20 protein-coding genes are annotated in these 24,884 nt (G+C 33.4%); 15 read left to right on the top strand and 5 right to left on the bottom strand.

What is annotated here, in order from left to right; all coding sequences use genetic code 11:
* Positions 1-81: 81 nt before the first annotated feature.
* On the bottom strand, positions 82-858 hold the full coding sequence (locus QMG60_RS03085; RefSeq protein ID WP_281866841.1) for an alpha/beta hydrolase: 777 nt from the start codon (positions 856-858) through the stop codon (positions 82-84).
* 191 nt (positions 859-1,049) lie between these two features.
* Positions 1,050-2,342 (bottom strand): aminopeptidase P family protein, encoded by a 1,293-nt coding sequence (locus QMG60_RS03080; RefSeq protein WP_281866840.1) that lies wholly within the window; start codon positions 2,340-2,342, stop codon positions 1,050-1,052.
* Between the two features lie 305 nt (positions 2,343-2,647).
* Between QMG60_RS03080 and QMG60_RS03075 the strand changes: the two genes are divergently transcribed.
* The 6 genes from QMG60_RS03075 to QMG60_RS03050 all read left to right on the top strand — a co-directional run bounded on the left by QMG60_RS03075 (position 2,648) and on the right by QMG60_RS03050 (position 6,972).
* Complete coding sequence (locus QMG60_RS03075) at positions 2,648-3,991, top strand: polymer-forming cytoskeletal protein (protein ID WP_281866839.1); 1,344 nt, start codon at positions 2,648-2,650, stop codon at positions 3,989-3,991.
* Positions 3,988-4,578 carry a hypothetical protein gene (locus QMG60_RS03070; protein ID WP_281866838.1) on the top strand — a complete coding sequence of 197 codons (591 nt, stop codon included), beginning with the start codon at positions 3,988-3,990 and terminating at the stop codon, positions 4,576-4,578. Before QMG60_RS03075 ends, QMG60_RS03070 begins: the two co-directional genes overlap by 4 nt.
* Entirely contained in the window at positions 4,547-4,978 is a 432-nt protein-coding gene (locus QMG60_RS03065) for a nuclear transport factor 2 family protein (protein WP_281866837.1), read from the top strand. Before QMG60_RS03070 ends, QMG60_RS03065 begins: the two co-directional genes overlap by 32 nt.
* Before the next feature lie 4 nt (positions 4,979-4,982).
* The gene (locus tag QMG60_RS03060) at positions 4,983-5,420 is read left to right on the top strand and encodes a GNAT family N-acetyltransferase (RefSeq protein WP_281866836.1); all 438 of its coding nucleotides are present in this window, start codon (positions 4,983-4,985) and stop codon (positions 5,418-5,420) included.
* Between the two features lie 151 nt (positions 5,421-5,571).
* On the top strand, positions 5,572-6,312 hold the full coding sequence (locus QMG60_RS03055; protein WP_281866835.1) for a LytTR family DNA-binding domain-containing protein: 741 nt from the start codon (positions 5,572-5,574) through the stop codon (positions 6,310-6,312).
* A gap of 102 nt (positions 6,313-6,414) precedes the next feature.
* On the top strand, positions 6,415-6,972 hold the full coding sequence (locus QMG60_RS03050) for a hypothetical protein (protein ID WP_281866834.1): 558 nt from the start codon (positions 6,415-6,417) through the stop codon (positions 6,970-6,972).
* A gap of 238 nt (positions 6,973-7,210) precedes the next feature.
* Here QMG60_RS03050 and QMG60_RS03045 read toward each other — a convergent pair whose 3' ends face one another.
* Entirely contained in the window at positions 7,211-8,572 is a 1,362-nt protein-coding gene (locus QMG60_RS03045) for a hydroxymethylglutaryl-CoA synthase (RefSeq protein ID WP_281866833.1), read from the bottom strand.
* Between the two features lie 356 nt (positions 8,573-8,928).
* Here QMG60_RS03045 and QMG60_RS03040 point away from each other — a divergent pair, with 356 nt between their 5' ends.
* The 5 genes from QMG60_RS03040 to QMG60_RS03020 all read left to right on the top strand — a co-directional run bounded on the left by QMG60_RS03040 (position 8,929) and on the right by QMG60_RS03020 (position 15,534).
* Positions 8,929-9,594, top strand: a complete 666-nt coding sequence (locus tag QMG60_RS03040) for a succinate dehydrogenase cytochrome b subunit (protein ID WP_281866832.1) — start codon at positions 8,929-8,931, stop codon at positions 9,592-9,594.
* An 11-nt stretch (positions 9,595-9,605) separates the two neighbouring features.
* Positions 9,606-11,606 carry a fumarate reductase/succinate dehydrogenase flavoprotein subunit gene (locus QMG60_RS03035; RefSeq protein ID WP_057115184.1) on the top strand — a complete coding sequence of 667 codons (2,001 nt, stop codon included), beginning with the start codon at positions 9,606-9,608 and terminating at the stop codon, positions 11,604-11,606.
* 21 nt (positions 11,607-11,627) lie between these two features.
* Positions 11,628-12,002: a four helix bundle protein gene (locus QMG60_RS03030; protein ID WP_281866831.1), complete on the top strand. Its 375-nt coding sequence runs from the start codon at positions 11,628-11,630 to the stop codon at positions 12,000-12,002.
* A gap of 46 nt (positions 12,003-12,048) precedes the next feature.
* Positions 12,049-12,795: a succinate dehydrogenase/fumarate reductase iron-sulfur subunit gene (locus QMG60_RS03025; protein WP_057115183.1), complete on the top strand. Its 747-nt coding sequence runs from the start codon at positions 12,049-12,051 to the stop codon at positions 12,793-12,795.
* A 306-nt stretch (positions 12,796-13,101) separates the two neighbouring features.
* Positions 13,102-15,534 (top strand): hypothetical protein, encoded by a 2,433-nt coding sequence (locus QMG60_RS03020; RefSeq protein ID WP_281866830.1) that lies wholly within the window; start codon positions 13,102-13,104, stop codon positions 15,532-15,534.
* Between the two features lie 82 nt (positions 15,535-15,616).
* On the opposite strand, the gene QMG60_RS03015 is transcribed toward QMG60_RS03020, so the two are convergent.
* Positions 15,617-17,908 (bottom strand): family 20 glycosylhydrolase, encoded by a 2,292-nt coding sequence (locus QMG60_RS03015; RefSeq protein ID WP_281866829.1) that lies wholly within the window; start codon positions 17,906-17,908, stop codon positions 15,617-15,619.
* A 158-nt stretch (positions 17,909-18,066) separates the two neighbouring features.
* Between QMG60_RS03015 and QMG60_RS03010 the strand changes: the two genes are divergently transcribed.
* Positions 18,067-18,843: a DeoR/GlpR family DNA-binding transcription regulator gene (locus QMG60_RS03010; protein ID WP_281866828.1), complete on the top strand. Its 777-nt coding sequence runs from the start codon at positions 18,067-18,069 to the stop codon at positions 18,841-18,843.
* Positions 18,844-18,934: 91 nt separating this feature from the next.
* Positions 18,935-19,702, top strand: a complete 768-nt coding sequence (locus QMG60_RS03005) for an amidohydrolase (protein ID WP_281866827.1) — start codon at positions 18,935-18,937, stop codon at positions 19,700-19,702.
* On the opposite strand, the gene QMG60_RS03000 is transcribed toward QMG60_RS03005, so the two are convergent.
* The gene (locus QMG60_RS03000; protein ID WP_281866826.1) at positions 19,699-21,387 is read right to left on the bottom strand and encodes an Ig-like domain-containing protein; all 1,689 of its coding nucleotides are present in this window, start codon (positions 21,385-21,387) and stop codon (positions 19,699-19,701) included. The genes QMG60_RS03005 and QMG60_RS03000 overlap by 4 nt on opposite strands.
* Positions 21,388-21,533: 146 nt before the next feature.
* Between QMG60_RS03000 and QMG60_RS02995 the strand changes: the two genes are divergently transcribed.
* On the top strand, positions 21,534-22,565 hold the full coding sequence (locus QMG60_RS02995) for a hypothetical protein (RefSeq protein WP_281866825.1): 1,032 nt from the start codon (positions 21,534-21,536) through the stop codon (positions 22,563-22,565).
* On the top strand, positions 22,525-24,882 hold the full coding sequence (locus tag QMG60_RS02990) for a hypothetical protein (RefSeq protein ID WP_281866824.1): 2,358 nt from the start codon (positions 22,525-22,527) through the stop codon (positions 24,880-24,882). The genes QMG60_RS02995 and QMG60_RS02990 overlap by 41 nt, the downstream gene beginning before the upstream one ends.
* Positions 24,883-24,884: the final 2 nt, after the last annotated feature.

Below are 24,884 nucleotides of genomic sequence, written 5' to 3'. Positions count from 1 at the left end.
TAACATTTTGCCCCCAGAATGATAAAAAGGCTATTCCAACCTCGGTTAGAAATGGCCTTTTTTGATTTTGTAAAGTTCAAATTATTCGAAGAAATCGAACAAAATAGTTTTCAAAGCTTCCTTGTTTTCAATATGGCTCATGTGTCCATCTTCAAAAGAAACTAATTCTGCTGTGGTGTCATCAATCTGAGCAAGATTTTCTTCGTAATTTAAAACAGGATCCTTCTTTCCTAGAATTAATAGAACAGGAAAACGGTTTTCTTTTAAAAGCCATTCTCTGTCTTTACGCATTTTCATTCCTTCGAGAGAAGCTACGATTCCCTGTAATGGTGTTTTTAAAGCTTCAGCTTTGACTTTTTCAATTTCTTCAGACAATCGAGTTCTATTGTTTTCACTAAATAAATTAGCGATTGCTAAACTAACAAAACTTACATAATTCTGTTTTACGGCTTTTATGGCGCGGGTTCTATTTAGTTTTTTCTCAGAGTTATCTTCTTTAGAAGTTGAATTCTGTAAAACTAATTTCTGAATTTTCTGCGGATATAATTCGGCGAAAGCCAAAGCGACATAACCGCCCATAGAATGTCCGACAATTGTAGCTTTTTCAATTTTTAAATGTTCTAAAACTTCGTTAACTGCTTGGGCATTTTCTTCCATTTCGTGAACATAGCCTAAAGAATCAGATTCGCCGTGACCTAATAAATCGATCGTTACAACACGATATTTTTCTGAAAAAAAAGCAGCATATTCTGTCCACATTTTTTTGTTTTCCAGAAAGCCGTGAAGAAAAACTACTGTATTTCCTTTTCCTGAATCTGTAAAAGAGATTTTAGTGTTTTTATAAAGAATATTTTCCAAAATAATGTTTTTTAAGTGTAAAGTACAAAGATAAAAAAGGTAAAACCATATAAGAAATTATAAGTTCATTTGAGTTAAAAATAATGTTTAATAGGTTTAGTTTTGGATCAACTAAACTTCTTAGTAAATAAAACGGCCTTCATTTCTGAAAGCCGTCTATCTTTATTCTATAATCTGTTTTCTTTTCTCTTTTAAGAATTCATCAAAGTTTCGATTTCGTCAACTTCAACAGGAATGTTTCTCATTAAGTTAAATGGTTCTCCTTTTTCCTGAACTACAACATTATCCTCCAAACGAATTCCGAATTTTTCTGCTGGAATATAAATTCCTGGTTCAACCGTAAAGACCATATTTGCTTTCATTGGTTCGTGCAGTAATCCGTAATCGTGCGTGTCTAATCCCATGTGGTGAGAAGTTCCGTGCATGAAATATTTTTTGTAAGCAGGCCATTCTGGATTTTCATTCTGAACATCAGCTTTGTCTAATAAGCCTAAACCAAGTAATTCAGAAGTCATGATTTTACCAACTTCAATATGATATTGTTTCCAAAGTGTTCCTGGAGCCAGCATTTTTGTAGCTTCGTTCTTAACTCTCAAAACAGCATTGTAAACTGCTTTTTGTCTTTCAGAGAATTTACCAGAAACAGGAATTGTTCTAGTCATATCGCTTGAATAGTTAGCATATTCAGCAGCAACGTCTAATAAGATCAAGTCGCCGGCTTTACATTGCTGATTATTTTCGATATAATGTAAAACATTCGCATTATTTCCAGAAGCGATAATTGGCGTGTAAGCAAAACCTTTAGAGCGGTTACGGATAAATTCGTGCGCTAATTCAGCTTCGATTTCATATTCTGTAACATTTGGTTTTACAAATGAAAGCAATCGACGGAAACCTTTTTCTGTAATATCGCAGGCGTGCTGAATCAAATCGATTTCTTCGCTTTCTTTTACAGAACGAATGCGCTGTAAAATTGGGTTGCTTTTTGCTACGTTATGCGCAGGATAACGCTCTTTCCACCATTTTACGAAACGAGCTTCGCGGGTTTCAGTTTCAACTGTTGCGCGGTAATGTTCGTTGGTGTTGATGTACATCGTATCGGCGTACGTCATCATTTCGTTCAAAACTTTATGAAAATCTTGTAACCAATAAACTGTTCTGATTCCAGAAACCTGAAAAGCACGTTCTTTAGTCAGTTTTTCACCTTCCCATACTGCAATATGATCGTTGGTTTCTCTTAAAAAAAGAATTTCTCTTTGGTGCTCATAAGGCGCATCTGGAAACAAAAGCAAAACGCTTTCTTCCTGATCAACACCGCTCAGGTAAAAAATATCTCTATGTTGTGCAAACGGTAAAGTACTGTCGGCACTAATTGGGTAAATGTCATTAGAGTTGAAAACGGCAACCGAATTAGGTTTCATTTCTGCCGTAAATTTTCTGCGGTTTTTTACAAAAAGAGCGCTGTTTATTTGATGATATTTCATAATTATTTCGTTTTTGAACTTCGAATTTCAAAATTAGTGATTTTTGGATAAGTGGAGTATAACAGATTTATTAAAGTTTTCTTATTTGTTTTGGTTCTAATTTTTTAGCCACAGATTTGAGGGATTAAAGAATTTTTCTCAATTTATGTCATTGCGACAAAGGAGAGATCACGGTAGTAATTCGACAAAGAATGATATGAGGAAGTTGTTATAAATTTTGTAAGAAAAGAACTGAGTATGTGAGAATATGTCAGTAAGATGATGTTAATTTGTACTTACTAAGTTTAATTTTCTTTTTAGATATAATGACCACAATCAATTTCAAATTAATCACAATAGCCGAAATCAAAACAAAATATCCTTTTTTAACAGAAGATGAAAAGTTCGATTATTTTGAAGAATGGGAAAATGAAGATTTTTTTCTCATTGCAGACGAAGATGTAAATTTTGATGGCAATTTTTATTTAGATGTTTATGAAGAGAAAGAGAAAAAATGGCTTGCCAATTTGCTAAACCTCTCAGTTAAAAAGATAGAAGAAATAAGAATAGAAGGCATTTTTATAAATGGAAATTTTTCTGTCAGCGGTTCGATTATTAATGCAGAAGGCGATTATGGCCCGTATGTTTTTATTAACGGAAATGTAATGTGTCAAAGTCTTTTACTTGGTGGCGCTAATGTTGAAATAAAAGGGAAAATTACAGTAAAAGAAGTTGTGATGACTTATTATAATCATGGTAATTTTAATTGTTCGGGGTTAATTGATTCTCCAGTTTTTATTGTTAATGATCATAATACAACATTTGCAGAAAGAAAAAATGATTTGTTCTATTATAATGACAGAGCCGATGATGTAGATCCAAAAAATGAATGTGAATATGATGATGAAACAGGTGATGAAATTATTTCAAACGAAATCCGAAAATTACTTGATAATCCGCTAATTGAAACTTTTGAAGAATTAGAAAGAGAGCTAGCAAAAGGCGAATTGGTTTTTAAAACAAATAATCCACCCGCTAAAACTTATGAATACTGGCGTAATAGTGTTTCAGAAAATTATAGAAATCTAAAACTAGTTCCAAAAGAATTTAAAACCGAAGAACTTTGTAATTTGGCATTGAATAAAACCTTCCACGCTCTGCCATTTATCGATCAGGACTTAATAACATATGAACTCTGCGAAAGATTAGTCAGTAAAGATGGTTTTGCAATTCAGGTTATTCCAGACGAGTTTATCACAAAAGAATTATGTTTTAAAGCTGCTGAAAGCGGTACAATGCTAAGATTAATTCCGTCAGCATATTATTCTGAAGAATTGATTCTATTAGTTTTCAAAAACGGAAAACATGAACCAGATATTAATGATGTTCCTTTTCAATTTATAACAGAAAACCTTCTTGTAGAATATGTGAAAATTGGAAAAGGATTATGGCTTGATAAAGCTTGTAAAGCAAGTGGAATTGATAAATTGGAGGTTTTAAAACAAGCAATCGACTTTGGAATAGAATATCTGGATACCATTTTTGGAAATCATTTTAGCCAAGAAACGGCAGATTATGCAGCTTGTGTTTATGATAATGAAATGCATAAAGAGGAATGGAGTAAGTATGTTCAGAAATATAAACAAAAATTTGAACGACTTGAGAAATGAAAGAGCTATTAATTGAAAGTAAAGGAATAAAAACTAGCGAGTATTTTATACCGGCTTTTGAACTTAGAAAAGGAGAACTGCTTCTCATTCATATACATGGAACAGTTTGTTTTTATGAAATGAAAGCAGAGTTAACAGATATTTTTACAGGAAAAACACAACATGAGAATGTAAAGATATTACATGCCTTAACTTTTGCTGAGAATTTTAAAGAATCAAGATTTGAACGTATTTTTAATTCTATAACAGTAAGTAGATACTTAAAAAGAAATACAAATTTGCATGAACACTCAGTTCCAAAAATCTTTAAAGAAAATGGTATTTCTAAAAATGATAAAGTAAAAAGCCTTGATTATAGTCAAAAAAAGTTACTTTCTTTATATTCAGTTTTTACGAAAACAAAAAATATAGTTTTTGATTTAAGTGGAGAAGTTTCTGTTGGAGCTATAAAAACATTTGATTTTGTTAAAAATGAAATAAAAAATGATGGTGCCGCAATTTTAATTGATTGGGCGGGAAGTGACGTGAAAGATAAATGTTCAAAAGTTATTGCTATTGAATGGCTTATTGAGCCGAAAAAGAGGTAATAAAAACATTGAAGGAAATATTATGAACAACAAAGAAAAAATAATTCAAAATTATATCGAAGGATATAATCAATTTGATGTTGATAAAATGATTGCCGATTTTGACGAATCGGTTATTTTTGAAAACATTCAAAATGGCGAAATCAACTTGACTTTGACTGGAATAAAAGAATTTACAGTCCAGGCCGAAAAAGGCAAAGAATATTTCTCAGCACGAAAACAAACTATTACATCAATTAAGCAAGATGAGATTACAGCAATAATTGACATTGATTATTATGCTGTTCTAGCAGTAGATTTCCCAAACGGATTAAAAGTTGGTCAAGAATTAAATATGAAAGGAAAATCGATTTTTCAATTCTTGGACGATAAGATTGTAAAACTGATTGATATTAGTTAGAGTTATGAATCTAAAAGTAAACATCAGAAAAGGAGAAAATCACGACTTAGATTTCGTTTACAAATCAATATGCGAACTCGAAAATGAAATTTTAGATTTTAAAGTTTTCAAAGCAATCTTTAACGAAAATATTTCAAACCCAAAAAATCTGTATCTAATCGCCGAAAATGAAAATGAAGGTTTAGGTTTTATTAGTTTCCACACCCAAAATCTTTTACATCATTGCGGATTGGTTGGCGAAATTCAGGAGTTTTTCATTCATCAAAAATACCGAGGTCAAGGCGTTGGAAGATTATTAATTAGTGAGATTTTAGATTTTGCTACTCAAAATGATCTAAAAAGTATTGAAGTTACCACAAATAAAAAGCGAGTTGAGAATGTGGCAATTTATGAAAATCTTGGTTTTACTTTGAGTCATAATAAGTTTACGATTTATAAGTAGAATTATTGGTGTAATTTGTCATTTCGATCCCGAGACTTCGGAGAGAAATCTTCGCAAGTAACTCCGTTCCAATAAGCCAATCTTTGTCGAGCTTCTTGTGGAGATTTCTCCCTTCGAGCGAAATGACAAGATTGTGAAAAATACGATTATAATGTATAAACTAAACCCATCAATAAAGCATCATTTAGTAATTGCCATTCTCATAAGTTTATGGCTTTTTGTTTTTGCTTTTATCATAAAACCATTTGACGACGGGACTATAAATTTCAGAGCTTGGTTTTTAATCAGTTTTGGTTTTAGTCTAATGGCTTTTTTATGTTATGGACTTTTAGCTTTCATTCAAAAAAGCTTTTACGAAAGAAAAGCAAAGTGGAATGTCACTTTAGAAATAATAGCCATTTTTCTTTTTTATATACTGTATTTAATTGGAGTATTTGCCTTTTATAAGAGCCCAATTTTAAACGGAGGATACGATTTTTCGGAATTCTTTTTGATAATCTTTATAAAAGTGGCGTTGATTTTAACTCCTGTAATTATTCTCGCGAGAAGGTATTTAATCAAGCTAATTTCGATAAAAGAAGATGTTTTAATATTTAAAGGAGAAAACAAATTAGATGTCTTAAAAATCAACAAAGCCGATTTGGTTTGTGTTTCAAATGCTCAAAATTATGTTGAGATTTTTTATATCGAAAACGATAAACTCCATTCGAAACTTATTCGATCTTCTCTCAAAAAAATTCAGGACGATTTTGGTTTTTTAGTACAAATTCATCGTTCGCATTTAATAAATCCATCGCATTTTAAATCTTGGAGAAACGCGAATACAATCATTTTGACTCAAATCGAACTTCCAGTTTCTAAAAATTATAAAGATATTTTAATGTCATTGTAAATTTTGTACCTAAAACAATACATTTCGTACCTAAGTCCATAAAACAGTGCTTTTCGGTAAATTTTCATTCTAGTTTTGCTTCATCAATTTTTAAAACAAATTATGAAAACAAAATATTTTTGCACGATTGGATTGCTGTTTTTTTTAGCCAGTTATTTATTATTTTCTAACATTTTGCCGAGTTTAAATACATCGATAGATTTTGCCCATTGGTTTAACTTAATTGGAGCTTGTTTTTTATTGTCTTTTAATGACGCATTTCCTAAAAAGAGAATAAATGCTGTAGCTTCTGTACTAACAACCTTAGGTGTTATTGCGCATATCGGACTTTGTACAATCGATTTTATTATGTCGAGTTACGGCAATAATGAAATTGCAAAAGAGGTATTAAGCCAACAAATCAGTAATTCGCCAAGTATTTTGTATCCTTTTGTTGTTGTTGGGCCGTCTTTGCTTTTTCTTGGTTTGGCTTTGCACGCATTTGCTTTTATAAAAACAGAAACTGTAAAATCTTTAATGGTAATTGTGGGTTCAGTTGCTGTTGGTTTTTCTTTTTTTGTTTTGAAGGATGGAGTTTATATGCTGTTAAGTTGTGCTGTTTTTGTTTTAGGATTAGGTTTGTTAGTGTATAGAAACGAAGAAAGAGAGGTGTTAAATTGAATCTGTTGTTTTAATTCGTCTTTTCGTTTGCGTAATAAACGCATAGAAGATACCCGAATTAAAGGAAATCAAAATTACATTAGTAATTCGACATGCAAAATCGCCAATCTTTGTAGAGTTTCTAATGTGATTTCTCCTTTCAGTCGAAATGACAAAACATGTGGATATAAACAAAAAAACCAAAGCATTTGCTTCGGTTTTTTTGGAATTTGGGATTTGAAAAATTGGAATTTAACTTTTATTCCACCCATTTATAATATCTCGCCCCAATCAAAACTGGAATCTCTTTTTCGATTCGATCTAAAACCCATTCGTTTTTTGGAGTTCTTACACTTTGTTTTTGTTCTTTTTTATGAAGACTTTCATAAGTATTGAAATCAATTTCTACGCTTTCAGCTAAATTTTCAAAAAGCTTTACATTGGCCAAAGCCGATTTCCATTCTGGCTGAATCGTTCCTTCAAAAACTTTAGATTTTGATCCGCTTCCGTAAGCCAGGAAACCGAATTTAGTTTCGGCAACTTCTTTATTGGTATCATAAAAATGCGCCAAAGTCGATAGTAATCCCATGAAAATAGAACCTGTGTAAAGATTTCCAATTAAAGAAGAAGCCAATTCTGCAGGTTGTAATTTCTCAGTTACAAAACTTTTGTAATCGTCAGATTTTGCTACTTCCTTAATTTTAACTTGATAATCTGCAGGTGCGATATCATCGGCTATAATTTTTTCGGCGCTGTCTAAAGCATAGATTTCAGATAACATCCTTCTTCCTTGGAAAGAATAAGGCAAGTGCATCACGATACTATGCCAAGTATTGTAGAGAGTTTCGGTAGTATTTTTTAATTTTTTGAATGAAAAGTAAGCATTACGCGTACGATCCATATAACATTGGTTTGAATATTGTCCGTCAAAAACCGGCTGGTCTTTGTGGATTTCGATTTCGGCTTCTAAATTGTCAAACCAAGAATCATTGTTAGTGTTTTGTGTAATTTCTTCTTTAGAAATAGTTCTGTAAGGTTTAAAGAAGTCAAAAACACCTTTTGTGCTCGTCGCCCAATTATCATCAAAAGCAATAATTTTTGGATTTGCAGTAATCAGCATTGCAACTGCACCAGCTCCTTGAGTATATTCTCCGCCTGAATTCAAATCGTATTTGGCAAAATCAGTCGTAACTACAATTGCTTTTTTAGTCGGGTTTAACTTTACAAAGTCCAGACAGTTTTGTAATGCGTCTACACCGCCAATACAAGCGAAAGTAAAATCTACAACATCGCATTCTGCTAATGAATCTTCGCCAAATTTCTGCTCCATTAAACTAATTAAATAAGAAGCAATTGGCTTAGAACTGTCAATGCCACTTTCGGTACCAACATAGATTCGGCTGATTTCTTTTAAGTCAATTTTATTGTCAATGATAAGTTTTGTTAAAGCGTTTGCTCCAAAAACAACAGCATCCTGATGTACGTCTGGGAAAGTCATTTTAAGTAATCCGAGACCTTTTTCTAGTTTCTCAGGTTCAATATTTCTGGCAGCCGCCAAAGTTTTTATGGGTAAATGTATGTTTGCTACATCAAAAGAAATAGCATCAATTCCTGTTTTCATTCTTATTTTTTTGAGCCGCTAAAGGTAAAACTATGTTGCGGAATGACAATTTTTTACTCAGACAAAATTTATGCGCAGTGAAACTTTTAAAGAAAACAAATCAAAACTTTGAATAAAATAGCAATATGATAATTTTTGATAATCTACTTAGAATTGATTTCTCTCGATTTTACTTAGAAAACAGTGGTTTGAGAATTGCTATAGTGAATTATTTTTTAGCAGTATATTATTTGTACGTAAAAATACGTAGAACCAGGCTATTTTAAAATCATTATAAATAACAGCGAAATGGTTGTAGTTCTTTTGTAATTGAGTTATTTTTGTCTAATTTTTTAAAACAAACTACTTAAACACTTATGGCACAATCTGCACAGTTGAATGCTTCCATCTTAAAGAAAGTAGCTATGGCTCTTTCGGGAATATTCTTAATCACGTTTTTAGCGCTGCATGTTTCCTTAAATTTTATTTCTATTATTAGTGAAGATGTTTTTAACGAAGCTTCTCACTTTATGGGATACAATCCGCTGATACAATATGTAATGCAGCCAGTTTTGGCATTTGGGGTAATTTTCCATTTCGTTATGGGATTTGTTCTAACAGCTCAAAACAGCGCAGCAAGACCAATTGCGTATGCAAAATACAACGGAGCGGCAAATGCTTCTTGGAGTTCTAGAAATATGATTATTTCTGGATTGGTTATCTTGGCATTCTTAGGATTGCATTTTTATGATTTTTGGTTTCCTGAAGTTAACTATAAGTATATAGCAGGACAAGTACCAAATGCTACAAGGTATTATGGAGAGTTAGTTCATAAATTTCACGATCCAATCCGTACAGGATTATACTGCGTGTCTTTTATCCTTTTAGGATTCCACTTATGGCACGGGTTCGCATCTTCTCTTCAATCAATGGGGATGCACAACAAATATTCAAGATTTTTAGCAAAAGTAGGTTACTGGTTCGCAGTTGTTGTTCCAGCACTTTTCGTAATTATCGCATTATTTCATCATTTCAATAATTAATATCAATTATAATGGCATTAGATTCAAAAATTCCAAATGGTCCTATAGCGGACAAATGGACAAATTATAAAGATCATATTAATTTAGTAAACCCTGCTAACAAACGTAATTTAGATATTATTGTAGTTGGTACAGGTTTGGCTGGAGGTTCTGCTGCGGCTACTCTAGCTGAGTTAGGATATAACGTAAAAGCATTTTGTTTCCAAGATTCACCACGTCGTGCGCACTCTATTGCTGCACAAGGGGGTATCAATGCGGCAAAAAATTATAAAGGTGACGGTGACTCAGTTTACAGATTGTTCTACGATACTGTAAAAGGAGGTGACTACCGTGCACGTGAGGCAAACGTTCACCGTTTGGCTGAAGTTTCTGCAAATATTATTGACCAATGTGTGGCTCAAGGAGTACCATTGGCTCGTGAATATGGCGGACTTTTAGATAACCGTTCATTTGGAGGAACTTTGGTTTCTCGTACATTTTATGCACAAGGACAAACTGGACAGCAATTATTGTTAGGAGCTTATTCTGCAATGAACCGTCAGATTGGTCGTGGAAAAATTAAAATGTACAACCGTCACGAAATGCTGGATTTAGTAATCGTTGATGGAAAAGCGAGAGGTATTATCGCTCGTAACTTAATCACTGGAGAAATAGAAAGACATTCTGCTCACGCGGTAGTAATTGGTTCTGGAGGATACGGAAACGTATTTTTCCTTTCAACAAATGCTATGGGAAGTAACGCAACAGCAGCTTGGAAAATTCATAAAAAAGGAGCGTTTTTCGCAAATCCTTGCTACACACAAATTCACCCAACATGTATCCCGGTTTCTGGAGATCACCAGTCAAAACTGACTTTGATGTCTGAGTCTTTACGTAATGACGGTCGTATTTGGGTTCCTGCAAAATTAGAAGATGCTCAGGCAATTCGTGAGGGAAGAAAAAAAGCAACTGATTTATCTGAAGAAGAAAGAGATTATTTCTTAGAAAGAAGATATCCTGCTTTTGGTAACTTAGTACCTCGTGACGTTGCGTCTCGTGCAGCTAAAGAAAGATGTGATGCTGGTTTTGGAGTTAACAAAACTGGAGAAGCAGTTTACTTAGATTTCGCTGCAGCGATCAAACGTTATGGAACTGAAGAAGCTTACGTAAAAGGTTTAGATGCTAATGATGCCGCTTTGGTTACGAAATTAGGAACTGCAATTGTGAAAAGTAAATACGGAAACTTGTTCCAAATGTACTTGAAAATTGTAGACGAAGATCCATATGTAACACCAATGATGATTTACCCAGCGGTACACTACACAATGGGTGGAACTTGGGTTGATTATAACTTAATGACTACAATTCCTGGATGTTTCTCAATTGGAGAGTCTAACTTCTCTGACCACGGAGCAAACAGACTTGGAGCTTCTGCTTTGATGCAGGGATTAGCTGATGGATATTTCGTACTTCCTTATACTATCGGAGATTATTTAGCTCCAGATATTAAAATGGGTCCAATTTCTACAGACTTACCAGAATTCGTTGAAGCTGAAAAAAATGTAAAAGATCAAATCGACAGATTTATCAACAATAACGGAAAACATTCTGTAGATTATTTCCATAAAAAATTGGGGAAAATCATGTGGGATAAAGTAGGTATGGCTCGTAACGCTAAAGGTTTAACTGAGGCTATCGAAGAAATTGCTGCTTTACGTGAAGAGTTTTATAGAGATGTAAAAGTTCCTGGAAGCGCTAACGAATTTAATCAGGAATTAGAAAAAGCGACTCGTGTTGCCGATTTCCTAGAATTAGGAGAATTGTTCGCGAAAGATGCTTTACACCGTAATGAATCTTGTGGTGGTCACTTCCGTGAGGAATATCAAACAGAAGAAGGAGAAGCACTTCGTGATGATGAAAACTTTGCATACGTTGCAGCTTGGGAATACAAAGGAAAACCAAGTGACGCCGTATTACACAAAGAACCTCTTAATTACGAAAACATTAAATTAGTTCAAAGAAGTTATAAATAAAAAAGTTAAGAGTTAAGGGTTATGAGTTTAAAGTCGTTCGAAGATTTAGAGTGCTGGAAAGCTGCACGCGAATTAAGAATCTTTGTTTCTCAAAATATTATTTCGAAATTTCCAATTGACGAAAAATATGCCCTAACTAGTCAGCTTAAACGATCTTCTAGATCTGTTAGTGATAATATTGCCGAAGGGTTTGGAAGATATCATTATCAAGAAAATATTCAATTCTGCAGAATTGCCCGTGGGTCATTAACTGAATCTTTAAATCAGGTAATTACTGCTTTAGATGAGAATTATATTGAAGAAGATTTGTTGCAAAAATTTAAAGAAAGGTTCGAAAGAACCAAAGCAATATTAAATGGATATATAAATTATTTAGCTAGGACTAAAATGGAGTAGTAACCCTATGACGTTTAACTCTTAACTTATAACCCATAACAAAATTATGAAACTTACATTAAAAATATGGCGTCAAAAAAACGCCCAAGATAAAGGGGGAATCGTTGAATACCCAATCGACGGAATCGAACCAGATATGTCTTTCCTTGAAATGCTTGATGTTCTTAACGAACAATTGATCAATAGAGGAGAAGAGCCAGTAGCATTTGATCACGATTGTCGTGAGGGAATCTGCGGAATGTGTTCATTATTCATTAATGGAGAAGCACACGGACCAGACAGAGGTGTTACAACTTGTCAATTACACATGCGTATGTTTAAAGATGGTGATACAATTTTTATCGAGCCATTTAGAGCAAAAGCTTTCCCAGTAATTAAAGATTTAGTTGTAGACAGAAGTTCTTTTGACAGAATTCAACACGCAGGAGGATTTATCTCTGTAAATACTTCAGGAAATACAATAGATGCGAATACAATTCCAATTAACAAACACGATGCAGATAAATCTTTTGATGCTGCAGCTTGTATTGGTTGTGGAGCATGTGTTGCAACTTGTAAAAACTCATCGGCAATGTTATTCGTTGCTGCAAAGGTTTCTCAATATGCATTATTGCCACAAGGTAAAGTTGAAGCAGTTGATCGTGTTTTAAACATGGTTCACCAAATGGATCACGAAGGTTTTGGTAACTGTACAAATACAGGAGCTTGTGAAATCGAATGTCCAAAAGGAATTTCTCTTGAAAATATTGCACGTATGAACCGTGAGTATTTAGCAGCAAGCTTGAAAGGATAATAAAAATCCAATTACTATATAAAAAAACGCATTCATTTTTGAATGCGTTTTTTTTGTGATCTATTTGAATGTTAATCCTGCTTAAGGTCATATGTTCTGCCGTAGTAATTTTTATAATGGTGCAGTTTTTTTGTAGCATTTTATAATTTGAAACCAACTAGCATTCTCAAATTTTGATTTTTTGTAAGTCAAAGTCTAATTTTAACCAACAGATTTACAGTGTAAAAGCAGTGTTTTTAATCCACGTGCTGTTTTGAGGAGCAAAAAGATAATTTTCAATTTATAAAGCAATCTAATTCTAATATTATGAAAAAGATTTTAGTACTAATTACATGTTGTGCCTACATTCTTTTATCTTGCAAAAAAGAGAAAGATGTCGATGATCAAAAAATGGCTGTAGCCGATCAGAAAGATTCTACAGATATTGCTGATAATGGCTGGCCGCGCGAGATAACAAATAATGGGACAAAACTGGTTTATTATCAGCCGCAGGTCGATAGCTGGGATGACCACAAGGAAATTAAAGCAAGACTAGCTTTTTCATTAACTCCTAAGGATGGAAAGCAAGTTTTGGGTGTTGCATCTTTACAAGCGTCAACTTTAGTAGATAAAGACAGCCGAAGTGTTTTCTTTAAAGATATTAAAGTAACCGATGTTCGCTTTCCAGCTCTTGATGAAAAAAAGATTCCCGAAATGGAAAAGCTATTCAAAGAAACACTTCCGAAAGGAGGTGATCCCGTTTCTGTGGATCGTATCCTGGCAGATTTAGATAAAACTACAAGTCCTGCGAAAGGAATTGCTGCGCAAAATAGTCCGCCGCCAATTTTTTACAGTTCAAGTCCGGCAATATTGCTAATTGTTCAGGGAGAACCTGTTTTGGTTCCTGTAGAAAAATCAGATATACAATATGTGGTAAATACAAATTGGGATTTATTTTTTGATAAAACTACTAGTGATTATTATTTACTTGCCGAAAATATTTGGCTGAGCTCTAAAAAACTTGACGGTAAATGGACAAAAGCGACAAAACTTCCAGATGGTTTGAAAAATCTGCCATCGGGACAAAATTTCGACGAAGTTAAAAAAATGATTCCGCCTCCAGAATCAGGTACTGCGCCAAATGTTTTCTTTAGCAAAGTACCTGCTGAATTAATCTTAGTAAATGGCCCTCCAAAATTTGAAAAAATACCAGGCACTCAATTATTGTATATTGATAATACAGAAAATGATGTTTTTGCCAATGAAGCGCAGGGACAATATTATGTGCTTTTATCAGGAAGATGGTTTGGTTCTAAAAGCTTGGACGGACCATGGAGTTATGCAGGGAATAATCTCCCTGCAGATTTTGCCAAAATTCCAAAAGATTCTCCAAGGGCAAGTGTTTTGGCTTCTGTTCCTGGAACTCAGGAAGCAAAAGATGCCGTAATGTTAGCGCAGGTGCCCACAACTGCAATAGTAAACAAAGCTGATGCAGAAGCAAAAGCAAAAGTCGTTTACGATGGTACGCCTCAATTTAAACCAATCGAAGGAACAAAAATGCAGTATGCCAGCAATACGCAGGAAAAAGTCATAAAAGTGGGTGATCTGTATTATCTGTGCTTTCAAGCTGTGTGGTTTATGTCTACAAGTCCAAACGGACCTTGGAAAGTTACAAATTCTGTTCCCAAAGAAATTTATACCATTCCACCAAGTTCGCCTGTTTATAATGTAACATATGTTACTCAAACTAATGTGACTGATACAACTGTAGAAAGTAATACAACTGCAGGTTATTTTGGAGCCTTTATAATAGGAGCAACTGTGGGTGCAATTTTAACTTATGGTACAGGATATTACTACCCGCCTTATTATTACTACGGAGGATTGTATCCAATTTACCGACCATGGCCATGTACTTATGGAGCGGGAGCCGTTTATAATCCGTGGACAGGGGGCTGGGCAGCCGGAAGAAGGGTTTACGGACCTTACGGTGCTGCTGGAACATCTGCTTGGTATAATCCAGCAACAGGCAGGTACGGACGTTCTGCAAGTGTGCAAGGGTGGTACGGAGGTAGGACTGCGGCCAATACTTATAATCCGTGGACAGGAAATTACGGGCAAACTATTCAGGGACATAATGCTTACGCACAATGGGGTCATTCGGCTGCAACAAACGGACATGATTGGGTTCAAACGGGGCATGTCACTACAAGACGAGGCACCGCGGTTGGGTATGAAACTTCTGGTGGAAATAAAGGCGTTATCACGCATAGAAGAGGCGGCGGAACGACTATTCATACTAATAACAATATGTACGCAGGACATGACGGACATATTTATAAAAGAGATCAAAATGGCAATTGGAGTCATTATAATAATGGAAATGGAGGCTGGACTCAAGCTGGAACTCTCGGTGGATCACAGCGTAAAGCTGATAAACCAGATCTTAATAACTTACCGAAAAGGGATAGAGAATCGGGACTGACAAATAAACCTTTAGGAGAAAACAATCGTCTTGGGGATCGCGTTGATAATTTTCCAAAAGCCGATCAGACATTGGGCAGACCAGAAAAACCTTTAGGTGAAGCTGGAGGACAAAATGTAACAAGAGATCTGGATCATTTTGAAAACTCTAGATCACAGGGTGAAGTGAGAAATCAAAATTTCCAAAACTTTAGAAACAACAGCAATTTTAGAAATAACGGAGGCCAATTTGGCGGCGGCGGTTTTAGAGGCGGTGGCTTTAGAGGTCGAAGATAATTCTGTCCTATATAAAAAAAGAAAGGTTGTTACTAACAATTGTAACAGCCTTTCTTTTTTTAGTTAATTACGTGTTTTTTATTTATTCATAAAATAACTGCGATGCTGTAATTTCTTCTTTCTTTTTTCCTTCTTTCTGAATAAAACAATTTAAAATTGTACCGCCGGTTAAGTCAAAATAACTGATGTTGATTTTATGAAAACCTTTTTCTAGTTTAACTGCTCCGTAAGCTTCATTTGCCCAATGAATACCGTCATTATCAACAGTCAATTCATCATCAATAAAAAGCTTCGATCCGTCGTCTGAAAGGGTCGAAAAAGTATAATTTCCAGTTTCAGGTACAAAGATGTATCCGTTAAATTTTAAGCCGATATAACGTTCTAATTTTGTTTTCCATTTTTCAACGCTGATTTTGCCTTCAAAAATTCCTGTCGCTGCAGGTTTTGAAAGCTCCAAATCCAGAACTTGTTTAAATGTTCCTGTATAATATTCATATTTCAAACCATTTTTCTTAGGCTGAATGGCCAAGGCTGATTTTAAATCTGGATTTCGAACTATGATTTTATTAATAGAACTTCTTTTGCCGCTTTCGCTGATTTGAATCGTTTTGATGATTCGATATTCTCCTTTTGGAATATTTATGGGCACTGGATTTTGATACAATTCTGCCGTTTCATCAGGATTATAACCGTCAATTGTATAAAAGATCTTTCCGTTTTTTATAGTTGGTTTTAAATCTAAAATATATTTTGATGCAATTAAAGCCATTTCATCAGCACCAAATGGCGTCGGAACTTTATACAATCGATCTTCTAATTCTAACTTTTCTAAATGATAGGGCAGTTGATTTTGAATAAAATGGTTGTAGTTTTTATTTTTTGGTTCTGTCCAAGCGATTTCTGCTAAAGCCAAAACACGCGGATAAAGCATATAATTCAATTTTGCTGGGCTAGTTAAATATTCTGACCAAAGATTGGCTTGAGCTCCGATAATATATTTTTGTTCTTCAACCGATAAACTGTCAACCGGAGTTGGGTTATAGTTGTATACTTTTTCTAAAGTACTTAATCTGCCAACGGTAAGCGGTTCATTTGGAGAATATCCCTGATTGTAATCAAAATAAACCGTTCCTTCTGGTGTCATTACAACTGGGTGTTTCAGTTTTGCTGCATGAATTCCGCCCGATTCTCCACGCCAAGACATAACGGCAGCGTTTGGGGCGAGTCCACCTTCGAGGATTTCATCCCAGCCAAAAATCTGTCTTCCATTAGCATTCAAGAATTTTTCAATTCTTTTAATAAAATAACTCTGTAATTCATGCTCATCTTTTAAACCTAAAGCTGTAATTCTCTTTTGGCAATTTGGGCAGGTTTTCCATCTTGTTTTTGGGCATTCGTCTCCGCCGACATGAATATTTTTACTTGGAAATAATGCCATGACTTCGGTTAAAACATCTTCTAAAAAAGTAAAAGTTTCATCTTTTCCCGCACAAAATACATCTTCAAAAACACCCCAAGATTCTATAACTTTATAATTTCGATCTGGAAAACAAGCTAAATTTGGATATGCTGTAACGGCGGCAGAAGCATGGCCCGGCATTTCGATTTCTGGAATAACATTCACGTAATTTTCTTCGGCAAATTTCACAACATCTTTAATTTCTTCCTGAGTGTAAAATCCTCCGTATGGATTTCCGTCGAAAAAAAATGGCGATCGTTCAAATTTATTTCCCACTAAAGTTTGAGCTCTTTTTGAACCAACTTCGGTCAGTTTCGGATATTTTTTTATTTCGATCCTCCATCCTTGATCGTCGGTTAAATGCCAGTGAAAATTATTTAATTTATAGCTGGACATTTGTCTGATAAAATCTTTTATGACAGCAACAGAGAAAAAATGACGGCAGACGTCTAAATGCAGGCCTCGGTAAGAATATCGGGGTTGATCTTCAATAATTAGACAAGGAAGTTTGATTTCTTTTGAAATTTTGTTTGGAAGAAGCTGAAGTAAAGTTTGAACTCCATAAAACAACCCTTCTTCTTTTCCTGAAACTATAATTTTTTTAGAAGTAATTTCGATTTTATAGGCTTCTTTTGATGTGAAATTCACATTCGTATTAAAGTCAATTTTTACATGTGATTTCTTTGAAGCAGTTTGAGAATTGAAAGCCGTTTCTAAAATTTGAGCCGATTTAAATTCCCTTTCACTGTAATTTTTATTCACAAAATTGATTTGAACTTTTCCAATTATACGAATACTGTCTCCTGTTAATTTGTAGAAATTTGGAGCTGGAATAATAGAGTTATTCTGCTGGAAATTTTGTGCGGTTCCATTTAAAAAAGAAAGAACAAAAAAGAGGTAAAGGAATTTTTTCATAAAAGAAAAACTTTAGAATTTATTAAAATGGAGTTTTAAAGATAGTAAATGGTTTTAAAATCAGATTTTTAAATTTTTTTATTGATAATCGAGCTTTTGGTTTCAATGAATTATTTACTGAAATGTTTATTTTTGTAGTAAGAAAAAAAACAATCGGCATGAGTACTGAAAATGAAGTTTTAAATTATAGTAAAGAAGAACGTAAAAATCATATTTTAAAAGAGATCAATCTGCACACGCGTGTAAGTTTTGAAACCCTCTCAGCTAAACTTGGTGTTTCTGAAGATACTATTCGCCGTGATATTAATGAACTCGACGCTGATGCACTTTTGATTAAAGTAAAAGGCGGCGCAATGACCAAAGGATATCACTATTCTTCATCTAACCAGACTTATGCAGTCGAAGCCAAACAGGTTATTGCTCAAAAAGCAGTCGGACTACTTCATGACGGAATGGTTTTGATTGTTGACGGAGGAACTACCATTCGTGAATTCATCCGATTAATTCCAAACGATCTTAATTTAACCGTTTTTACCATTACAGCTTTAACGGCCGTACAACTTTTAGATAAGCCTAATATTAAAACGATCATGATTGGCGGCAGTATTTCTTCTTACAGTCAAATGTGTGTGAGCGGAGAAGCTTTTCATCAATTAGCCAACATAAAAGCAGATCTTTTGGTTTTGGGAACAAATGCATTAGACGTAGACGGTGGTTATTCTGATTCGGACTGGGAAACTGTTCAGGTAAAAAAGGCAATGATTCAGGCTTCTAAAAAAACAGCAGTTTTAACAATTACGGAAAAATTAAATACGGTTCTTAAAATGAAAATTGCGAGTTTGTCTGAAGTAAACTATGTTATTACTGAGGAAGAACCTACTCACGAAAAACTAAAGCCATATAAAAGCGCCGTTCCAAGTCTGGTTGTGGTTTAATGTCAATTTTTTATTAGAAAAACACTTCAGGTTTGATAAAATTAAATCTTGAAAATTTCAGTACTTGTTTTCAATCTAAAATATATTTAAAATGAAAATTGCTTTAATCCAAACCGATCTTTTCTGGGAAAATGCTGCTGCAAATCGAGAAAACTTTGATTCAAAAATCGATGAGATTGCTTCTGAAGTAAATTTAATTGTACTTCCAGAAATGTTTTCGACAGGATTTACAATGAATCCATCTGCAATTGCCGAAACGATGGAAGGAGAAACAATCGAATGGATGAAAGTAAAAGCAAAACAAAAAAATGCTGCAATAACAGGAAGCTTAGTTATTACAGAAAATGGAAAATATTACAACCGAATGTTTTTTGTTTTTCCGTCAGGAGATTTTCAATATTATGATAAAAGACATTTGTTTTCGCTGGCGGGAGAAGACCAGTTTTACACTGCTGGAACTCAGAAATTAATTGTTGAATATTTAGAATGGAAAATTTGTCTTCAAATTTGTTACGATCTGCGTTTTCCTGTTTTCGCTAGAAATGTCGAAAATTATGATCTTCTTTTGTATGTTGCCAATTGGCCAAAAGTTAGAACAAACGCTTGGGACACTTTGCTAAACGCGCGCGCCATAGAAAATTTAAGTTATGTTGCCGGCGTAAATACGGTAGGTTTTGATGATAATAATTTTGAACATAATGGTCATACCCAATTAATTGATTTCTGGGGAAATTATATAATAAAGCCACAAGAAACAGCAGGTGTTTTTGTGGCTGAATTGGATAAAAATATAATGTTAGAAACCCGAAGAAAACTTAATTTTCTAGGTGATCGTGATACTTTCGAAATTAAAATCTAGAAAGCTTTCCGTTTCTTTTCTTCATCTTTTTTCTTTTTCTCGTCTTGTTTTTTCTCGACTTCTGGATTAAACGGAACACTTAAATCGATAGTTTCGTTTCGATCCCAATTGGCGCGGACATCAAATTCTTCCTGATTGTAGAATACTTCTTCAGAGTATCGTTTTTCTAGGAAACTACCCGTGTCATACATCTTGTTTTTGTTGTCATCGTAAATAATACGCACCGTAAAAACTTCTGGCTGGAGTAAATTAAATTCTAAAGTTGTTGCACCTTCAGAATAATCGCTGGCTAAAACAACATCTCCTTTTTTATTCGTCAATTCGACAATTATAGGAAAACGTTTTACATTTTTTAGATTTAAAATGATGTTTCCATAATCTGCTGCTTCTTTGGTGCTGAGTTTATAAGATAATGTATCGTTTGTTTTTTCATAAAAATCAGTCAAAGCGCCTGGCAGGAAAGTAAAATTGTATTTTTCTAAAGGCTCTTTTTTGAAATCAATATATAGTTTTTGATCAAATTCGTCATATTCAGTCGTATACGGAACTGCTACAGAATCTTTATTGACTAAAGTGATTTTAGATTTGTCAAATTTTACCAAAGGAGTTTCGGTCTCCAATGTAAAGCGCTCTCTAAAATTAATTTGGCCATTTTGTACTGCTTTGATATTAAGAGTATCCTTTTTTAAAGCTTTGATTTTAAAAGAAAACCTCTTGTCATAGTTTTCTTTTGAAACTTCAAGCGATAATGAATCTGCTTTTATCGGTTTGTACCAAACTTGCAGGGAATCCTTTTTAGGAAGCTGCGTAACTATAGTTTCTAGAACTTCGCTTCCGTTTTTAAGGACAATTTTCGGTTTCGAATTCTTAAAATTCTGTTTTCCTTCATAAGGAAGAAACAATCTATTTCCAGAAGCTTGAATAGGTTTAAAAGTTTTTAAAGGCAGTGTTTCTTTAAATAATTCTACTTCGTAAACAGTGTCAGTCGGAATCGTAACATAATTTTTAAGAAACCCAATTTTATCATCTTTCGGATTAAATTTATTGTTGCTTCCCTTATCCTTTAATGCCACTAAAAGATATTTTCCTTCTTTTAGATTTTCAAACTGGAAAGTTCGCATACTATCCAAAGTGTTGGTGATATAACGCGGAAATTCTTTGTAAATAGTAGAATCTTTAAATTTATCATTTACTTCATAAAGCATTACCGAAACAAAATTATCTACATGTTTTTCGTATGAATCTTTAATTCGTCCGTTCAGTTTAAGCGAATCAATATGAGATCCTGTGGAGAAAATATATTTGAATTGGTTTAAAGCATTTCCTTCATTATTATCCGTAATAGCCTGCCCGAAATTTAAACTGTAAGTTGTGTTGGGCTGTAAAGTATCTTTAATTTCAATCTTAATAAATTTACTAACGGTACTTGGTGTTATTAACGGTTCATTCTTTAATGGCGGAGAAATAATCAACTGTTTATTGGTATTTTTCAGCTTAACATATTCGTCGAAATTTAAAGTGATAGTGTTTCCTTTAAAGTTTGTACTATAATTTTCAGGATAACTTGATACCAAAACCGGTGCTAAAGTATCTTTTAAACCGCCTGTAATACTGCCTCTTTTAGCGCAGCTTATCATTGATATTAAAATTATAAATGAAATATATTTTAGAGTGTTTTTCAACATAACGGGTTTTCAATTTGATTGCACAAAATAACGATTATATTTGCTTTAATTGAAATTTTTTATCCATTTATTAGGATTTAAAAAAATTACATTTCTGTTTATTTTTTATGGTTTCGAATATTTTAAAGAGCCATAATTTCTTACTTTTGGGTTTAAATGTAATTTTCCAAGTTTTGTTAAAGCGACTTTTTCCAATTTTATTTCTCTTTTTACTCTTCTCCTGCAGTAAAAACGAAAAGCCTGTTATTTCTTTTTATTATTGGAAAACAATATTAAAATTTTCAAAAACGGAAAGAGAAGTTTTAAATGAAAACAATGTTCAAAAGCTTTATATAAGGTATTTTGATATTGGAGTTCATCCAGAAAAGAAAAATCCAATTCCGGTTAGTCCAATTCGCTTTGACGAAAATCTTAATCAATATGCTGTTGTTCCAGTTGTCTTTATTCAGAACAAAGTAATGCTGCAGCCCAATCTGGATGTCAATGATTTGGCTGAGAAAACATTTGATTTTATTGAACAGATCAACCAAAAGAATAAAATATCTTGTGACGAAATTCAAATTGACTGCGATTGGACATTGAATAGCAAAGATAATTATTTGAAGTTTGTAGAGGTTTTTAAAAAGCTATCGAAGAAGAAGCTTTCGGCAACAATTCGACTGCATCAAGTCAAATATTTCAAAAAAACAAAAATCCCAAATGTCGATTCTGGAGTTTTAATGTACTACAACATGGGGTCGATTGCACCAGATTCGCTAAATTCTATTTACGATCAAAAAGCGGCTTCAAAATATTTGAAGAGTTTGAAGAAATATCCGCTTCATCTTGATTTGGCACTTCCCATTTATTCTTGGGGAGTTCATATTAGAAATAATAAAGTAATCGGACTTCGTTCGAAAATGAATATAAAAGATCTGCTTCAAGATTCGAATTTTGAAAAAATAAGCCCGATTTTTTTCAGAGTAAAACAATCTAACTATAAGAATGGTATTTTTTATGAAGAGAAAGATTTATTGAAAATAGAAGAAATCAGCACAAAAGATTTAAAAGAAATGGCAGAAGATTTGGATGAAAATCTGCCACAAAAACCAAAAGAAATTATATTTTACGATTTAGACGAATTCAATTTAAACAATTATGAAAAGAATATTTTTGAACAAGTTATTTCTGAGTTTTAGTCTCGCTTTACTTTCGATATACGGAATTATTTATGCCTGTGCCGGCGGAGACGACTGGGATTTCTTTGGTTATAATTCTAATTTTACGCCAGAAACTTTTGCAGACAAATCCTATTCTCCTCTATTTTTATCAGGAGGAATTTTTTACGGAATTGGTTTTGATACGCAGCACAATTCCCGTTTTAATGGAAATATAAAATCAGATTGGGCGAATTACCTTAAAGGAAAAGTGGATACTACAACAGTAAATTATTTTTTGATTGGTGACGAAAAGCCAAGATACTATTCTGACGATAAAAATGCGATTAAAAACAAAGAAGAAATTACAGATCTTCATGTTTTTTATAAAAGCAAAAAAGAAAATAAGAGTTCGCAGAAATGGGGAAAAAAGATTAATTTGAAAGACGAGAAAATTAAAGATTTTATTGAATTCTTATACTTAGCTCAAAAGATTGAAACAGTTTCTATTGGAGAAGATTACTGGAGTTACGATCCAGTGGTGGCAAAAACATTCAATGATGCAAAGATGATTCAATCTATCGAAAATGTGTACAACACTTTATCAGATTCATTTTTGAAAAACAGATATTGGTTTTTAACGATGAAGGCTCGTTTTTATAGTAATGATAAACAAAAAGCAATTGACTTTTTTAATAAAACAGAAAGTTCTGTAGCAAAAAACACTTTGTATTATCGTGCTTTGGCGTATGTTGCAGGAATCAATTACCAACAGAAAAAATATGCGATTTCTAACTATTTATATGCCCAGGTTTTTGATAAATGTCCAGAATTACGCGTGGTAACTGCGTATAGTTTTCGTCCGAAAAATGAAACAGATTGGACTAAAGCTTTAGCAATGGCTAAAAATAATAGTGAGAAAGCTGCGCTTTGGGCAATTCATGGTTATTATAAAGATGAAAAACAAGCGATCGAAAAGATTTATGAACTAGATCCAAAAAGCGAACATTTAAATTATCTAGCAACAAGATTGGTGAATTCGCTGGAGCAAAAAATCAATAATTCTTTTCAGCAGAATGCAGGTGAAAATCAACCTACCAAACCTCAGACAATCGCAGAAAATAAAAGTGAAAATCAAGCAAAGATTGACAAAAGTGCATTTGATTTAATTGCTAAAATTTCTGCAGCGGGAAATACAGAAAAACCATATTTGTGGGATATTGCAATTGGTTATCTTCAAACGCTAAAAGGCGATTATGCCAATGCAGACAAGAATTATACTAAAGCAGTAAAAACGCTGCCAAAAACCGAACTGGCAAGTTACCAAATTCGATTATTGCGTTTTGTAAATAACTTGAGCAAAATAGATAAACTAGATGACAACAATGTAAAAACCGTTTTAGCAGATCTAAATTGGATTTATTTTGAGCTGCCAAAAACTTATAAAGGAAGTGAGTTTCGTTATCAAAATGCTTTTCAATGGAGTAAAAATTATTTGGCAGCTTTATACAAAGCAAAGTCAAATCCAGTAATGGCAGAATTGTTTAACGAATCGCGTTACAGCTATTGGAACGATGGAAATTCATTTTATGATAATGAAAAGGAATTGCTGGCAATGAAAGCTTTTTTAGAAAAAACCAATAAAACCGAAATCGAGAAAATTGGTGCTGGAATTTATAGTTTGAAATTGAAAGATATTAATAATTTTCAGGCAGTTCAGGCGACTTTCAAAAACAAAATTCCTGAAGCGATCGAATATTTGAAGCAGACAGATTCAGTTCAATATTATAAATTTTTAGGAAATCCGTTCAACGGAAGCATTAAAGATTGTCACGATTGTGATCATGTCGCTTATCAAAAAAGAAAATATACCTACATGGATTTTCTGACTACGATAAAATCGATGCAGGAAAAATTGGCGCAGAAAGAAGATGTTTATACCAATAGTCTTTTGTTAGGAAATGTATTTTATAATATTTCTCATTTCGGGAACGGAAGAACTTTCTACGAAATTAATATTGTGGGTTATGGCTCGAGTCCGTATTCATTTAGAAATGCAATGAAAGAAATGATTACCAATAATTCAGTTTCGAAAATGTATTACCAAAAAGCTTTTGAAGCTGCTTCGAACAAAGAACAAAAAGCAAAATGTCTGTATCTGATTTCAAAATGCGAACGAAATGATTATTACAATAAAAAGTATAATAACATAAACAGTTACTGGGAAATTCAAGATGATAAGATTAATTTTATTGCTTGGAATTCTTTCAAAGCTTTAAAGAAAGACTATTCAGATACGAAATATTATCAAGATGTAATTGCAGAATGTGGTTATTTTAATACTTATGTAAATCAATAAAA

The sequence above is a fragment of the Flavobacterium sp. GSB-24 genome, from assembly GCF_027924665.1.
In the GTDB taxonomy this organism is placed as follows: domain Bacteria; phylum Bacteroidota; class Bacteroidia; order Flavobacteriales; family Flavobacteriaceae; genus Flavobacterium.
The sequence above is the reverse complement of the archived record's forward strand: the minus strand, read 5'-3'. Positions and strand labels throughout refer to the sequence as shown.

What these genes read in the sequence shown, in the direction of transcription:
- QMG60_RS03020 (WP_281866830.1), top strand. Translation starts at nt 13,102, where the DNA reads ATGAAAAAGATTTTAGTACTAATTACATGTTGTGCCTACATTCTTTTA.
- QMG60_RS03045 (WP_281866833.1), bottom strand. Translation starts at nt 8,572, where the DNA reads ATGAAAACAGGAATTGATGCTATTTCTTTTGATGTAGCAAACATACAT.
- QMG60_RS03055 (WP_281866835.1), top strand. Translation starts at nt 5,572, where the DNA reads ATGTATAAACTAAACCCATCAATAAAGCATCATTTAGTAATTGCCATT.
- QMG60_RS03000 (WP_281866826.1), bottom strand. Translation starts at nt 21,387, where the DNA reads ATGTTGAAAAACACTCTAAAATATATTTCATTTATAATTTTAATATCA.
- QMG60_RS03070 (WP_281866838.1), top strand. Translation starts at nt 3,988, where the DNA reads ATGAAAGAGCTATTAATTGAAAGTAAAGGAATAAAAACTAGCGAGTAT.
- QMG60_RS03030 (WP_281866831.1), top strand. Translation starts at nt 11,628, where the DNA reads ATGAGTTTAAAGTCGTTCGAAGATTTAGAGTGCTGGAAAGCTGCACGC.
- QMG60_RS03080 (WP_281866840.1), bottom strand. Translation starts at nt 2,342, where the DNA reads ATGAAATATCATCAAATAAACAGCGCTCTTTTTGTAAAAAACCGCAGA.
- QMG60_RS03015 (WP_281866829.1), bottom strand. Translation starts at nt 17,908, where the DNA reads ATGAAAAAATTCCTTTACCTCTTTTTTGTTCTTTCTTTTTTAAATGGA.
- QMG60_RS03025 (WP_057115183.1), top strand. Translation starts at nt 12,049, where the DNA reads ATGAAACTTACATTAAAAATATGGCGTCAAAAAAACGCCCAAGATAAA.
- QMG60_RS03010 (WP_281866828.1), top strand. Translation starts at nt 18,067, where the DNA reads ATGAGTACTGAAAATGAAGTTTTAAATTATAGTAAAGAAGAACGTAAA.
- QMG60_RS03035 (WP_057115184.1), top strand. Translation starts at nt 9,606, where the DNA reads ATGGCATTAGATTCAAAAATTCCAAATGGTCCTATAGCGGACAAATGG.
- QMG60_RS03050 (WP_281866834.1), top strand. Translation starts at nt 6,415, where the DNA reads ATGAAAACAAAATATTTTTGCACGATTGGATTGCTGTTTTTTTTAGCC.
- QMG60_RS02990 (WP_281866824.1), top strand. Translation starts at nt 22,525, where the DNA reads ATGAAAAGAATATTTTTGAACAAGTTATTTCTGAGTTTTAGTCTCGCT.
- QMG60_RS03060 (WP_281866836.1), top strand. Translation starts at nt 4,983, where the DNA reads ATGAATCTAAAAGTAAACATCAGAAAAGGAGAAAATCACGACTTAGAT.
- QMG60_RS03075 (WP_281866839.1), top strand. Translation starts at nt 2,648, where the DNA reads ATGACCACAATCAATTTCAAATTAATCACAATAGCCGAAATCAAAACA.
- QMG60_RS03005 (WP_281866827.1), top strand. Translation starts at nt 18,935, where the DNA reads ATGAAAATTGCTTTAATCCAAACCGATCTTTTCTGGGAAAATGCTGCT.
- QMG60_RS03040 (WP_281866832.1), top strand. Translation starts at nt 8,929, where the DNA reads ATGGCACAATCTGCACAGTTGAATGCTTCCATCTTAAAGAAAGTAGCT.